We start from the raw sequence: 15,293 nt of genomic DNA on the forward strand, positions 1-15,293 counted from the left end.
AGCAGATCTCTACCCGGCCAGTGTCTCAGTGAGAACTTTGGGCGGGATCCCCCCGTGCCGCAGATCCCCTCCCGCCCGCGCAGCCGAGGAGAGATGTCAAATGGCACCGTGACAGCAAATTATCAGCTCCGCCAGCGGGAACCCCGGGACAATTTCCTGCGGACGGACTTCAACCAGGACTTGGCCAGGATTAACGCCGCCTGGCGCGGCTTCCAAGGCGGTTTTCTGCTCATGCACTCGTTGGGCACTTTTCCCTGCATGGTGCCGGGGCCGTTTACCAGATCACCGTCATGGAAACCGTTTTCTTGATAGGGGCCGGTGGAATCCTTCTCAACGCGTCGGAGCCCCCGTACATTTACCACGCTTTGATCTGACAAAAAAGAGTTTCCGGGCATATGTGCGGGGAACGCCCGGCAGGAAATGCGCCGGACTCAGAAAGGCGGGATGAGACCGAGAAGCTGGGCCGCTTCTTTGAGCGCACGAACCAGTGAATCCAGCACAGGTCTGGAGCTAATCGCCATGACATCTTCGCAACAATCCGTAATATATGAAAAAAATATGAGCCATTGGAATCAGCAGATGATTCCAATGGCCCATTATGATAGATGCGCTTAGACGGAAACCGGCTCCCGCATGGGCACCCCCAGCGGAATAAGGCGGTTATACTGATCCAAAATCTGCGGCAGCACGGTCTCCAGGGAATAGGGCCGCATGGCATCCTGTCCGGCCTTTGCCAGCCGCCCGGCCAGCTCCGGCTCCTCGATCAGGCGCATAATCTGCTGGGCACATTTGTTGTCATCGCCAAAGGGGAACAGCAGCCCGGTCTGCTCGGAGCGGACAAGGTCGCGGTTTCCTTTTACATCGGTGGCGACCACCGGCAGGCCGCAGTACATGGCCTCCATGATGTTAAAGGGCAATCCCTCGCTCCGGCTGGAGGAGACGGCGCAGTCCGCCGCCGCATACCAGGGGTTCATGTCGGCAATTTGCCCGGGAAATACCACGCGGCGGCTCACCTCCAGATTTTCCGCGTAGTCCTTGCACTCGTCCAGGAGCCCCCCGCGCCCCGGGAGCAGAAGGCCGACGTTGTCCGGCAGCTTGGAGAGAGCCCGAATCAATACCTTTTGTGATTTCCGCTTAGAAAATTCCGCCGCGTAAATAAGAAGAAACGCATCCGGGCCAAATCCCAGGGAAGCGCGGATGTGGCGGCGCTCTTCCTCCGAGACCGGGGTGAAGCGGCTGAAATCCACGCCGACGCCGGGGATCTTCGCGATCCGGCGGCCCAGCTTATGGGCGCGGGCATATTGGTCATCCCAGCTGTTCATGGTCAGGAGGAGATCCGTCACCGGCGCGGCCAGCGCCTCCGCCCCACCCAGCAGGACTTGATCCTTCCCGGGGCTCCCGTCCACAAACAGATAGCCGTGAACTGTGCAGACCACCTTCGGGCGGCGCCACATACCGCGCACCGCCATGCGGGTGAAGAAGGAAGCCAGGGAGGTATGGCAGCTCACCAGCTCATAGCGCCGGGAATGGATCAGCCGCCGGAGCCGGAGCATCGCATTCGCGTTCTGAATAGAGGCCATGCTCTTTTCAAAGGGGATATGTATGACGTGATCCGCCTCCGGGATTGCCATGGCGCTCCCGCCGCAGGCCACGTCCACCTGCCACCCGCGCCTCTTGAACTCCCGCAGGTACGGGCGGTGGAAGTTGACAATATGGGAGTATGTAGAGGCCGTAAAAAGGACTCGGCGCATACGGAACGCTCCTTCTCAGAGGGAATGGGGATTTTCGGATGTCTTTACAGGCATTATAACACAATATCCAGGCCGCGTCCACGGCAATGTATGGCCGGTCTGGCAGTTTCCCCGCCGCGTTCCCCCGTGCCGCAGATCCCTCCCCGCGGAAACAGCCGAGGAGGGATGCCAAATGGCAACATACACAGCAAACTATCAGCTGCACCAGTGGGTGCCGGAGGACAATTTCCTGCGGACGGACTTCAACACAGACTTTCAGAAGATTGACGCGGCCCTGGCGGGACTAAAAGCGCTGGCGGACGGGAAGGCGGGGACGGCGGCCCTGGAGGCGGTGCGGCAACTGGCGCAGGGCCGGGCACGGGCGGTCGTGGGCGGTTACACCGGGGATAACACCACTACCAGAGAGTTTAACGTGGGCGGGACGCCGCTGGGCGTGTTTCTCCTGACGCCCTATAACGGCTATTTCACCCTGTTCACCGGCGGAACCGTCAACCAGCTAACCATCACCACCAATGGCTTCCGGGTCGATTCCGGCAGTCTGGCCCTCAATATGGGGGGCCGGCTCTACACCTATCTCGCGCTGGTATAAAAAGAGAGGATCCCGGGCTTTCGCCCGGGATCCTCTCTTTAGTTCAACGCTAGATTACCTTGTAACCAGGTGTTAGGCGTTGGGACCCAGAGTCATAGTGAAGGTGCCGCTGATGGTATCGGTCTTCTCACCATTCACCAGGCTGACGGTGACGCTAACCTCCACAGGACCGGTCTCGTTGGCGTTCCAGCTGCCGGGGATTGTGGCGTTGGTCACGGTAATCCTGGTTCCCCAGAATCCCTCAGAATCCAGCTTCGTCTGGATGTCCTGAACCAGGTTGGCGGATGCGCTCCAGTTAGCGCCAGTATGGATGGACATATTGCGCAGAGCAGTCTCGACCGCAGTCTTGTCCAGGCTCAGCATCTCAGCCGCGTCAATCTGACGGAAGGTCACAGTGACGGTCTGGTCATAGGCCGTGCTGCCGGCCGGAGCGTTCTTGCCCGCGAAGGTCACGGTGAACCGGCTGGTATCCTTGGTGACCTTGTAGGCGTAGTTGCCATCGGACAGCTCGGTATCCGTAGTGTCGTTCCCATCCACCACGCTCAGGTAGGCGATAGCCTCGTCACGGTCAGCAGGCAGGCTCCCCACCAGAACCTCGTAGCTGCTTCCATTCGTGCTGGTGCTGCTGATGGTAGCGTTATTCTTGTGGGCATCGGACACCACCAGCTGAACATTGGCGCGCACGGGAGTCAGGACGCCCGCAACAGAAATCGCAATGTCGCCGGTCACACGAGCGGCGGGGATTCTGTAGGTGTTGTTGCCCAGATTCTCAGCAGTCTGCGGCTGAGTAGTGGTGACCGTATCGCCGGTGCCCGTAGTAGTAACAGTGTAGGTCACGGCGTCGGGGGACACGGTGTAGCCACTATTGGGCGTCACGGTGAAGGTCACGTCGGTGAGAGCCGGGACACTGCCGTTGTTTGTCACGCCACTGACGGTCGCGCCGGTGGCGCTGACAGTGACAGAATAGGCGTCACGGACAATCACGGTGATCTGGTAGGTCTGAACAGAGCCGTCGGGCCCGGCGACGTCGATGCGGATGACGTCGTTGGTTGCAGTGCTAAAGTTACCGGTGCTGGGCATGGTCCGGTTGTTCAGCATCACGGTCACAGGATAGGCAGTCGCGTCAGCGGACAGGGTGTAGGTCACGGTTCTGTCAGTAATCCCAGTGTTGCTGTTCATCAGGACAACGCTTCCGGTCCTAGCGGTATGGTTCATGGTCACGGCCACGCCGTTCACTTTCACGCCGCTCAGCCAGTTGCTGGAGGGGGCGGGCACGTTGGTGCCGCCGCCGACGATGATCAGGCCGCTCGTGTTACCGGACAGGTTGGCGGGCGTGCTGGTCACGGTCAGGCTGCTACCGGTACCCATGACCACGCTGGGAGCCACGATGGTGCCGGGGATGCTCACGTCGCCGTTGATGGTCACAGTGCCGGTGGACACCATGTTGTGGGTCACGCCGTTGGGCTGGCTGATGACGCCGTTGGTACCCACGGTGACGTTGCCAATCGGGCTGGCGGTGGTGCCGACGGAGGCGCTGCGGGTCAGGGTCAGAGTGCCGTTGTTGACAATCAGGTGACCGGTGTAACCCGCGCCGGAAGCGATGTTGCCGTTGACGGTGGCGCTGCCGGCGCTGGTGCCGCCGATGGTCAGGGTGCCGCCGTACACGGAGATGTTGCCCAGGGCAATCAGGGTACGGGTGCTGTTGACCACGCCGCTACGGATATAGTAGTGGTTGGCCTCAATGTGGCCGTTGACGGTCAGGTCACGGACCTCCACGTCGCCGGTGACATACAGGCCGCTGGCGGAGTCGACGGTCAGGTCATAGAAGCGGTGGTTGACATCGCCGGCAACATCGGAGTTGGTGGTGTTGCCAATGACGTCGCCAGCCACACCGATCCGAGAGGCGGTGCTGGTGGTCTCGCTCAGGAGCAGATCGCCGCCGACCTGGGTGGAGACAGTGATCCGGCTGTTGTTGGTGCCGTCAGTGGCGCCGTTGTTGTTCACCAGGTAGTCGCCACGGACACGCATGGTGCCGCCGCCGGCCACAGAGTAGCCGTGCTCGTCCAGATTGCCCTCAACCTGAACAATCAGGCCGTCGGGGATGTACAGGGTGCCCTGCAGCTCCAGGTTGCCGATCACGCGGACGTTCTGGTTGTTGGACAGAGCCTCCTGGATCTGGTACTGGCCCCAGGTGCTGTTGTAAGCGTACACAGTCTGGAAGCCGTCGGTGTTCCAGTTGAAGTTGAAGCCGCTGCCGATGGTCTGGTCATCGTCCAGATCCCAGATCCAGGCGGTGCGCACCTGGCCCTCAGAGACAACCACAGCGGTGTTGACGTAGTTGTTCTGCAGGAAGCGGCCGGTGGTAACCTCGTCGTCGGCGTTGTCAGCCTCGGTCACGTCCCACACGGCGGCGCTGCTGGGCAGAGCCAGGTAGTTGCCGTCGTTCAGGTCGATGGTGCCCTCGATCAGCAGATCGGCGGTACCCCAGTCATTACCCATGACGCCGATGTCATAGGTGCCGTCGGCGTTCTCACTGTAGGTCCAGGCCTTCATGAAGTGGTTGGGGTTCTCCTCGTTGAAGGAGCCCTCATCATCGACGGTGATGGCCTCGACGGTGCCGTCCTCGAACACCACGTTCAGCTCCAGCAGATCCTTGCCAACAGCGTTGGCGGACAGGACCAGCATATAGTCGGCGGCGATGGTGTTGGGCTCAGCCTCGAACAGGATCACGTCGGCCAGGTTGGAGGCCTTGTAGGTACGGTTGGTGGTCTTATCCAGCACGGGGTAGACCTGAACGTCGGTGCCGTTCTCCACGTCAGACATCACGTCCCAGCCAGTGGCAACGCCGTACTCGCCGCTGTCAACCGCGCCGTCGTTGTCCTTATCCAGCCAGTAGAACGCCACGGTGTTCATATCGACCGCGTAGTTCTTGGTCACATTCTGGCGCAGGTACATATCCTCGGTATCGTCCAGAGCGGAGCCGGAGACAGTCAGACGGCCATAGCCATTGTCGTAGCCGTTGGGCGCCACATACTGCAGGTTGCTGTGGTTGTTGGGATTGCCGTCCAGGTAGATCACGTAGCCGTTGTCAGCCACGCCAGCGGTGGTGGCAGTGTTGACATTGTCGGCGATCTCCAGAGAGGCGGTGTCGGCCACCAGGTTGTTGCCCTGGAGCACGCGCTCGATGGTCAGCTCGTCGCCAGCCTCGTTCAGGCTGTACTCGATCACGGAACCGGCAGCGTTGCCAGTGCTATAGGCACCAGGCACACGATTGCCGTCCACGTCCTGCACCACATCGCGGGAGCCCAGGTAGTACTCCAGCTTACTGTCGCTGGCAGTGCCGGAGCTGGGGGCGGTGAAGGTGCGGGTACGAATCTGAATGATGTCGTTGAAAGCATCGGCAGAATCGTCCCAGTTGATATCATAGGTGTTCTCGGTACCGTCGGCCATCAGGATCTTCACCTGGCCGCCGCGGCGCAGAGCGTTCTGGGTCCAGGCGGAATCCAGCACCAGGGCGTAGTTGGTCACGATCTCCTCGGCGGGACGGAAAGCGACTACATAGCCGTTGGAATCCAGGATGAAGTCATAGGTGGTGTCGAAGCCCACCGCAGTCCGGGCCTCATCAATGATAAAGCGGGTCACATCCACGTCCACCAGGGAGGCGGCGTCCAGGATGTAGGACTGGTAGTACTGGGTGTCGTTGACGGTGATGTACAGCTCGTTGTCACGGTCACGGTCAATCCGGGCCATGGTGCCGGTGACAATCTCGGGGGCGGACAGATAGGTCCGGCCGCCGTACTGGACATAGAGAACCAGCTCCTCGGCCTCGAAGGCGACGTTCTCGTCAGCGACCACGTTGGCCATGTCCACGGTCAGGGTGGAGTGGCTGCCGTCCAGGTCGTCGCGGGAGTCGCGGTCGGGGCTGTAGAAGGAGACGGTCTCGTTGCGCTCGTTGTAACGGCTGATCTCGGACAGAGTCTCCTGCAGGTACAGCACGTACTCGGCGATGCCGTCATCGTTGTTGTCGATGACCTCGACCTCAATGCCGTTCAGGTTGAAGTCATCGCCCGGGGTCTCGGTGTGATAATACTCGTTGATCCAGTCGATGGCGGCGTCCTCGCTGTTGAAGTAGCCGTAGTTGACGTAGTACTCGGTGTCCTCGTCAACGGTCACGCCGGTGCCGTCCAGATAGTCGGCCACGGTGCCCTGGTTCTCCACGGTGCCGTTGATCACGTTCATGTTATCGTTGGAGGCGATGCCCAGCACCTTGGAGTTGGCCAGGATGGTGGTCTTCTCCACGTACAGGGTCACGGCCTTGCCGATCAGATCCACGGAGGTGGAGTAGTTGAAGGTGACAGGCTCGGTCTCGCGGACGCCCTCGTCCACCACGGTGTTGGCGGTGGTGGAGTCGTACCACACCACGTTCTCCAGGGTGGTGCGGCCCTCGCGCAGGGCGGCGGCGGAGTTGGTCTCCTGCAGCTGGGCCCACTCGTTGGCGGCCACAACGCCCTCCACGCGGATCACGCCGAACACGGAGCTCAGGATGGTCCGGTGGTCGTCGTAGGAGATGGCGTAGCCGTTGCGGTACTCCTGGATCAGCTCCACGTCCAGGGCGTTGTAGATGAGCAGAGCCGCGTCGTCGCGGTTCAGGGGCTCGCTCACGTCCTTGGTGAAGTTGCGGAAGATGCCCAGGTTCTGCGCCAGGGCGGCGGTGTTCAGCGCCCAGTCGTTGCCCACCAGGCCCTCGATGCTGGCGTCATAGCCCAGGGCGGTCAGCAGCATCTTGGCGGCCTCCACGCCGGTCACATTGGCGCTGGGGTCGAAGGTGTTGTTGCCGCGGCCGGCGATGATGCCCAGGGTATAGCAGTAGTTGATATACCCGCGGGCCCAGTTGGCCGCGATGTCGGTGAGGCCGCTGTTGACATTCTGATACAGAGTGTCGCAGTCCTCGTTGTTGGTCAGGGCGACAGAAATCATCTTCGCCATCTGAGCGCGGTCCACGTTGCCGGTGGGGTTGTAGGTGCCTTGGTCGGTACCTTCAATGATCCCCAGAGTGGTCAGCATGGAAACCGCATCCTTGTTCACGATTTCGTCCCGGTCGGGGAAATCGTTGTAGCTCACAGCGCCGGCCCCGACAACCATCATGCCGATCAGCATGGCGGCAGCCAGAATCAGGCTGAGAGCCCGTTTGAGGTTTCTCATTCGGATCTTCCTCCTTCTAAGATTTAGCCCGTGAAGGAGAAGGGGAAACCTCCTCTTTTTCTGATGGCCACAGCCACTATAAAGACGGCAAAAAATCTACTTTTATCAGTTCTTGACGCTCTATGTCGAAGCTGACAAAATGGAAGATGTTTCTACTGCTCTAAGAAAAGAAGGAGGCTATTATGTCAAGAAAAAGAATTGAAAAAAACCTTGCGTACGATGATGAAAAAAGACTGTATTATGCGTATTTTGACTATGGAAAGGATGAAAGCGGTGCCCGAGTCCGGCGTACGCAGACCTTTGAGGAAAGAGATCGAGCCAAGGAGGCGCTATATCGTTTTGAGGTTGAGCATCTCCAGTATCGCCGTACAACACCGACACAAATGACGGTAAAGGACTGGCTTACCTACTGGCTTGATGAGGTCATACAGCCTAACCGTGAGCGGACAACCTACTACTGCTATCAGAGCATCATCAAGAACCATCTGATCCCGGAACTGGGGTCAGTCCGGCTGCAGCAACTGACCCCCAAGCAGATTCAGTCCTACTACACAAAGATGATGCGGAGTAAGTCGCTCAGCCCCAACACTGTCCATAAGCACCACATCCTGCTACACACTGCGCTACAGACCGCTTTTCGACAGAATCTGCTGACCGAAAATCCGGTTGACCGGGTGGAGGCACCTCATCTGCAGGCGCCAAAGCAGCTCTACTATAATCCGCAGCAGCTTCGAAAGCTTTTCCAGCTTGTAGAGGGGAGCTGGCTAGAGGTAGTTGTCAAGCTGGCGGGCTACCTTGGCCTTCGTAGGAGTGAAATCTGCGGCTTGAAATGGAAGCATATTGATTTTTCCGAAAACGTCATACAGATCCGGTTTGTCCGTACAACGGCCGGCGGCCAGGTCGTGGAAAAGGAGCCCAAGACCCCCCATTCAGTCCGCACCCTGTCTATTGCTGGCCTGGACGATCTTGTCCAGACCCTACTCAAGCAGAAAAGAAGCCAACAGATGCTGGCCCTGTCTTCTGGTGGGTTTAAGGACAGCGGATACGTCATAACTCGGGAGGACGGTCTCCCACGGCATCCAAACCAGGTCACCCAAGCTTTTCATATCATGGTTCAGGAGTGTGGGCTACCGCCAATCACAATTCACGGGTTGCGGCATACTTTTGCCAGCGTGGCAAATTTCGCCAAAATCCCTCTGCTTGATATTGGAAAGGCGCTGGGCCACAAGGATGTGTCGATCACAGGGCGCATCTATACCCATCTATTTGACCAGACCCACCAGGAGGTGGTCAGCGCTGTGGCCGCCCAAATCAAAGTATGATGGGCGGAAAGGTGGGTGCGAAAAATGTAAATTACATAAAAACAAGTTGTAGGACGTTGGATCTTATGCTATTCTTGTAAAGAGGTGGTTGTCATGACGACAGGTGAGAGAATTAGGGTCAGGCGAAAGGAACTCCGCCTCCCGCCGCGGGTGATGGCAGCGGCCGCGAACATAAGCTTGGCAACGGTCTATCGGTATGAAAATGGGCAGATCGGGAAACTCCCGGTGTCCGTTCTACTGTCGTTTGCCAAGGTACTTCAAACCTCGCCGAACGATCTGCTGGGCTGGCCGGAAGAGGGAAATGGTGAGCCTGCCTACCTGAGAAACAAAAAGTTTATGAGAATAGGAACTGCCGGTACGCAGCCCCCGGCGGTGGAATTTGAATATCAATGTGTGGGCAATGACCTGTCGGCTTCCAGGATTCTGGATGGGGACACCGTATTAATCCGGCGGCAACCCACTGTGGAAAATGGACAGATTGCGCTTGTCCGCCTTGGCGAGGAGCGGGTGCTGAAACGGATCTATCAGGGGGAAGACTATGTGGAGCTCCGGTCAGAGAATCCCGCCGTCCCGCCGGTGGTTTTGCGTGGGGGGGAGCTCACCCAGTCGAACTATGAGGTGATTGGCTTGGCGGTTGCCTTCTGCAGCGCTATCCGATAGCATCTGGCCGACGGCAATCTCCATGCAGCAGGCTGGCCATATATGGAAAAACGCGGGCGCCCTTTCAGTAAGGTGGCCGCATTTTTCCATACCCAAAATCCCTCCCCGCCGGTACGGCCGAGGAGGGATGCCAAATGGCAACATACACAGCAAACTATCAGCTCCACCAGTGGGTAGCGGAGGACCAGTTCCGGCGCACGGACTTCAACACCGACTTCCAGAAGATTGACGCCGCCCTGGCGGGGCTGAAAACCCTGGTGGACGGGAAGGCGGGGACAGCGGCCCTGGAGGCGGTACGCGCTCTGGCGGAGGGGCGCACCCGGGCCATCCTGGGCGGCTATGTAGGGGATGGGAACAGCCCCCGGGAGATCAACGTGGGCGCCGTCCCGGAGGGGGTATTCCTGATCACCCCCACAGCCGGGTATTTTTCCCTGTTCACCGGCGGAACCGTCAACCAGCTGACGGTTACCAGCACGGGCTTCCGGGTCGAGCCGGGCGACCTGCTGCTCAACGGAGGCGGCCTGTACTATACCTACCTGATTCTGATTTAGCAGAAAGTAAAAAAGTTCCCGGGCATAAGCCCGGGAACTTTTTTTGTGGTTTGGTCGCTCAGTTCGCGGCGAAGGTCAGATCCACACTGACAGTAACAGCGGGGAGCTTCGTACCATCGGCGAGAGTGATAACAACCTCGAACTCAACCACACGGGAGTCGTTTACGCTCGGGGCGCTCCAGTTGCCGGAGTAGGTGGCGACTACGCCATTCTCATCAGCCAGAGCAATCTTCTGGCCGTTCTTCAGCCAGCTCTGGATCTTAATGACCTCCGCCTTCACAGCCTCTGCAGCAGCGTTCTGGGCGGCCTCCTTGGTCAAGCCCTGCGTGGTGCCGGTCAGAGTCTCGGCCAGAGCCTCACGGATCGCGGACTCATTGCGGGCCGCAGCCTGAGCCTCGGTAACATTCACGACCTTGACGGTCACGGTCTGGTCGTCAGCGGTGCTGGCATCCTGGTTGCCCTCGAAGGTGCCGGTGAAGGTGTCGCCCTCCAGCTTCCAGGTACCCTTAGTGGAGCCCTCACCGGAAACAGTCACCAGATCGGTGATCGTGTCCTCGGTGATCACGTAATCATGGGGCACGGTCAGGGTGTAGCTGTCGCCGGAACCATCCAGCTCAAAGGCCAGTTTCACGCTAGTCTTCTCCGTCAGAGTGACGTTGGCGTACACGGGGGTCGCCGCAGTGTTTACGGTGATCACGATGTCGCCGGTCACATGGCTGGCGGGGATGGTGTAGCGGTTATCGGCGGTGGCATTCAGGGTGTAATTGCCCTGGCCGCCGACGGTGTAGCTCACGCCGGTGACGGTGTAGCCCTCAGCGGGGGTCACGTTGAACACCACGGCGTCGTTGGCCACCACGTAGTTGGTGCTGTCGACCTGCTGAGCGTTCTCCACCTTGGTAGCCGTCACGTTGCTGTTAGCGGCGAAGCTGACCTTGTAGCTGGCGGAGGCCACGGTCACGGTAATGGTGTAGGTCTGCTGCTCATTCGCGGCGTTGGTGATGGTCACGCGAATGATATCGCCGTTCTTCAGAGCGGTATTCGCGTCGTCGGCAACCGCAGCGCCGTTGAGGGTCACAACATAGTTGTAGGCGGTGTTGTAGAGCACGACGTTACCATAGACCCGAGCGTTGGCCGTAGCTACGTCGCCGGCCAGAACCACAGAACCGGTCTTGTTGTTCTGGTTCAGGGAGACAGCAACACCCTTGACATCCATGGAGGTCAGCCAGTTGCCGGCCACGGGGGTGGTGGTGCTGCCGCCGGGCAGGATGTCCATGTTGGCGTTGATGCTGCCGGTGCCGTTCAGGGTGGTGTAGACGGGGTTGCCCACCACGGTCACGTCGGCGGTGTTGTTCAGGGTCAGGGTGCCGGTCACGATGGTGCCGGAGATGGACACCACGCCGGAGATGGAGACGTTGGCAGCCTCGAGGTTACGGGCGGTACCGCGGTTCTGATAGATCTCGCCGTTTTTACCAACGGTCACGTTGCCGGTCATGTTGATGGAAGCGGTGTTGCTCAGAGTCAGGGTGCCGTTGTTCACGTTCAGGTTGCTGCCGGAGATCACGCCGCCCACAGTGGCGCTGCCAGCGGAGGTGTTGCCGATGGTCAGGGTGCCGGGGGCATACACAGTAACGTTGCCGCGGGCGATCAGGGTGCGGGTGCTGTTGACCTCGCCGCCGTTGATGTAGTAGTGGTTGGCCTCAATGTGGCCGTTGACGATCAGGTAGTCCACCATGACGTCGCCGTAGACGTACACGTTGCCGGTGGCGTCAACGGTCAGATCCTGGATCAGGTTGGCAGCGATCGTGGCGTTGTTGGTCGTGTTGCCGACGATGTCGCCGTACACGCCCACGCGGCTGCTGATGCTGGTGGTCTCGGCCAGCAGCATGTCGTTGCCGACCTGGGTGTTGACGGTAACGGTGCTGGTGAGATCGGCCTTGCCGTTGTTGTTCACATAGTAGTCATCGCGGATGCGCAGAGCGCCGTCGCCGGTCACGGTATAGCCGTTCTCGCGCAGGTCGCCCTCCACCTGGAGGATGGTGCCCTCAGGAATGTACAGGTTGTCAGACAGAGTCAGGTCGCCAAGGACGCGGACGTTCTTGTCATCGAACAGGTACTGCTGGATCTGCCACTGGCCCCAGCCGGAGAAGGGATAGACGGTCTCGAAGCCGGTGGTATCCCAGTTCCAGTCAAAGTCGCCGCCGATGGTGGTGCTGTCGGCGTCCCAGATCCAGGCGGTGCGCACCTTGCCCTCGGACACGATGATGACGGTGTTCACCACCACGTTCTGCTGGAAGCGGCCGGTGGTGACGGTGTCGTTGGCGCTGTCGACCTCGGTCACGTCCCACACAGCGGCGGTGCTGGGCAGAGCCAGATAGATGCCGTTGTTCAGGTCGACGGTGCCGTTGATCAGCAGATCAGCAGTGCCGCTGTACTGGGCGGGAGTGCCGATGTCGTAGGTGCCGTCGGCGTTCTCGCTGTAGGTCCAGGCCATCATGAAGTCGGTGCGGTCATCCTCGTCGAAGCTGCCCTGGTCATCGATCTGGATGGCCTCGACGGTGCCGTCCTCGAACACCACGTTCAGCTCCAGCAGATCCTTGCCCACAGCGTTGGCGGACAGAATCAGCATGTAGTTGTCGGCCACGGTGTCGGGCTTGGCCTCAAACAGGATCACATCGGCCAGGTTGGAGGCCTTGTACTCGCGGTTGGCGGTCTTCTCCAGCACGGGATAGACCTGAACGTCGGTGGGCTCATCGATGTCGCTCATCTTGTCCCAGCCGGTGGCCACGCCGTACTCGCCGGAGTCAGCCACGCCGTCGCCGTCCTCATCGAAGAAGTAGAAGGCAACCGTGTTCAGATCCACAGCGTAGGTCTTGGACTCGGTGCGGCCAGCCATATCGCTGCGGGCGGAGGGGCTCACGGTGATGCGGCCATAGCCGTTGTCGTAGCCGTCATAGGCCACATACTGCAGGTTGTCGCTCCGGGTGCCGTCCAGGAAGATCACATTGCCGTCGTCAGCCACGCCAGCGGTGGTCTTGACGTTGGTGTTGGCGTCGATCTCCAGGGTGTCGCCCAGACCGCCATCGCTCTCAAAGGTGTTGCCCTGCAGCACGCGCTCAATGGTCAGCTCGTCGCCAGCCTCGTTCAGGCTGTACTCGATGATGGAGCCAACAGCGCGGCCGGTGCGATAGCCGGTGTTGCCAGTGTCGTCATGCACGTCGCGGGAGCCCAGGTAGTACTCCAGCTTGACGTCGTTGGTCTCGCCCTTCACATCATCGGCGGCCTTGATGGAGTCAATGCCGGTGAACGCCTTGGCGGACTCCTTCCAGTTGATGTCAAAGGTGTTCTCAGTGCCGTCGGCCATCAGGACCTTGATCTCACCGCCGCGGGTCAGAGCGTTCTGAGTCCAGGCGGAGTCCAGAACCAGGGCGTAGTTGGTCACAACATCCTCAGCGGGACGGACAGCAACCACGTAGCCGTTGGAATCCAGAATGAAGTCATAAGTGGTATCGAAACCGGGCACGTCCTTGGCGGCGGTGTCGATATCGAAGTGGGTGAGATCCACATCCACCATGGAGGCGGCGTCCAGGATGTAGGACTGATAGTAGGTCTCGCCATCGTCAATGGTGATGTACAGTTCGTCGTCCTTGTCGCGGTCCACGCGGGTCATCTTGCCGGTGACGATCTCGGGGTTGGCAACATAGGTGCGGCCGCCGTACTGGACGTAGAGGATCAGATCCTCAGCCTCCAGGGACAGGGTGTCAGTGGTGGTCACGCCGTTCAGAGACACCTTTTCGGCGCTAACCACATCGGCCATGTCCTCGGTGACATTCTCGGTCTTGCCGGTCAGGACATTGCGGGTGGTGCGGGTGGGCGCATAGAAGGACAGGGTCTCGTTGCGCTCGTTGTAGCGGATGACCTCGGACAGGGTCTCCTGCAGGTACAGCACATACTCGGCGGTGCCGTCATCGTTGTTATCGATCACCTGAACCTCGATGCCGTTGCGGCCGAAGTCGCTGCCGCCGTCATCGTAGTAGTTCTCGTTGATCCAGTCAATGGCGGCATCCTGATCCTTGAAGTAGCCGTAGTTGACATAGTACTCAGTGTTGTCATCCACAGCCACGCCGGTGCCCTTCAGGTAATCCTTCGCGGTATCCTGGGACTCAGCAGTGAAGTTGATGACATTGGCGTCATCATCGGTGGCCACGCCAATGACCTTGGAGTTGGCCAGGATGGTGGTCTTCTCCACGTACATGGTCACAGCCTTGCCCATGTACTCAACAGGGGTGGCAACGTTGAAGGTGACGGGATCGTCCTCACGGACACCCTCAGGCACCACGGTGTTGGAGGTGGTGGAGTCGTACACAACCACGTTATCCAGGGTGGTGCGGCCCTCGCGCAGGGCGGCGTCGGAGTCGGTCTCCTGCAGCTGCGCCCACTCGTTGGCAACCACAACGCCTTCCACGCGCATCACGCCGAACACGGAGCTCAGGATGGTGCGGTGGTCATCATAGGAGATGGCGTAGCCGTTGCGGTACTCCTGGATCAGCTCCACGTCCAGGGCGTTGTAGATCAGCAGAGCCGCGTCGTCACGGTTCAGCGGAGCGCTCACGTCCTTGGTAAAGTTGCGGAAGATGCCCAGGTTCTGCGCCAGGGCGGCGGTGTTCAGCGCCCAGTCGTTGCCCACCAGGCCCTCGATGCTGGCGTCATAGCCCAGGGCGGTCAGCAGCATCTTGGCGGCCTCCACGCCGGTCACATTGGCGCTGGGGTCGAAGGTGTTGTTGCCGCGGCCGGCGATGATGCCCAGGGTATAGCAGTAGTTGATATACCCGCGGGCCCAGTTGGCCGCGATGTCGGTGAGGCCGCTGTTGACATTCTGATACAGAGTGTCGCAGTCCTCGTTGTTGGTCAGGGCGACAGAAATCATCTTCGCCATCTGAGCGCGGTCCACGTTGCCGGTGGGGTTGTAGGTGCCTTGGTCGGTACCTTCAATGATCCCCAGAGTGGTCAGCATGGAAACCGCATCCTTGTTCACGATTTCGTCCCGGTCGGGGAAATCGTTGTAGCTCACAGCGCCGGCCCCGACAACCATCATGCCGATCAGCATGGCGGCAGCCAGAATCAGGCTGAGAGCCCGTTTGAGGTTTCTCATTCGGATCTTCCTCCTTCTAAATTTTAGCCCGTGAAGAGGAGGAAACCTCCCCTTCACGAACTTACATGC

The 15,293-nt window shown here is 59.7% G+C and carries 7 protein-coding genes; 4 read left to right on the forward strand and 3 right to left on the reverse strand.

Annotated features, from left to right (window positions below; genetic code table 11):
• Positions 1-611 precede the first annotated feature (611 nt).
• Positions 612-1,751 carry a glycosyltransferase gene (locus B5E42_RS08825; RefSeq protein WP_087238762.1) on the reverse strand — a complete coding sequence of 380 codons (1,140 nt, stop codon included), beginning with the start codon at positions 1,749-1,751 and terminating at the stop codon, positions 612-614.
• Between the two features lie 172 nt (positions 1,752-1,923).
• Between B5E42_RS08825 and B5E42_RS08830 the strand changes: the two genes are divergently transcribed.
• Positions 1,924-2,340, forward strand: coding sequence for a hypothetical protein (locus B5E42_RS08830; RefSeq protein ID WP_087238764.1), 417 nt, complete (start codon positions 1,924-1,926; stop codon positions 2,338-2,340).
• Positions 2,341-2,412: 72 nt separating this feature from the next.
• On the opposite strand, the gene B5E42_RS08835 is transcribed toward B5E42_RS08830, so the two are convergent.
• Entirely contained in the window at positions 2,413-7,542 is a 5,130-nt protein-coding gene (locus B5E42_RS08835) for an S-layer homology domain-containing protein (protein WP_087238766.1), read from the reverse strand.
• Between the two features lie 182 nt (positions 7,543-7,724).
• Between B5E42_RS08835 and B5E42_RS08840 the strand changes: the two genes are divergently transcribed.
• From B5E42_RS08840 to B5E42_RS08850, 3 genes are all read left to right on the forward strand, one after another.
• Positions 7,725-8,864 (forward strand): site-specific integrase, encoded by a 1,140-nt coding sequence (locus B5E42_RS08840; protein WP_087238769.1) that lies wholly within the window; start codon positions 7,725-7,727, stop codon positions 8,862-8,864.
• A gap of 93 nt (positions 8,865-8,957) precedes the next feature.
• Positions 8,958-9,524 (forward strand): S24 family peptidase, encoded by a 567-nt coding sequence (locus tag B5E42_RS08845; RefSeq protein ID WP_087238771.1) that lies wholly within the window; start codon positions 8,958-8,960, stop codon positions 9,522-9,524.
• A gap of 134 nt (positions 9,525-9,658) precedes the next feature.
• The gene (locus tag B5E42_RS08850; RefSeq protein ID WP_087238773.1) at positions 9,659-10,075 is read left to right on the forward strand and encodes a hypothetical protein; all 417 of its coding nucleotides are present in this window, start codon (positions 9,659-9,661) and stop codon (positions 10,073-10,075) included.
• A gap of 58 nt (positions 10,076-10,133) precedes the next feature.
• On the opposite strand, the gene B5E42_RS08855 is transcribed toward B5E42_RS08850, so the two are convergent.
• A complete protein-coding gene (locus B5E42_RS08855; protein WP_087238775.1) occupies positions 10,134-15,224 on the reverse strand; it encodes an S-layer homology domain-containing protein in 5,091 nt (1,696 codons plus the stop codon).
• Positions 15,225-15,293 lie beyond the last annotated feature (69 nt).

The organism is Flavonifractor sp. An10, assembly GCF_002161215.1.
In the GTDB taxonomy this organism is placed as follows: Bacteria; Bacillota; Clostridia; order Oscillospirales; family Oscillospiraceae; genus Flavonifractor; species Flavonifractor avistercoris.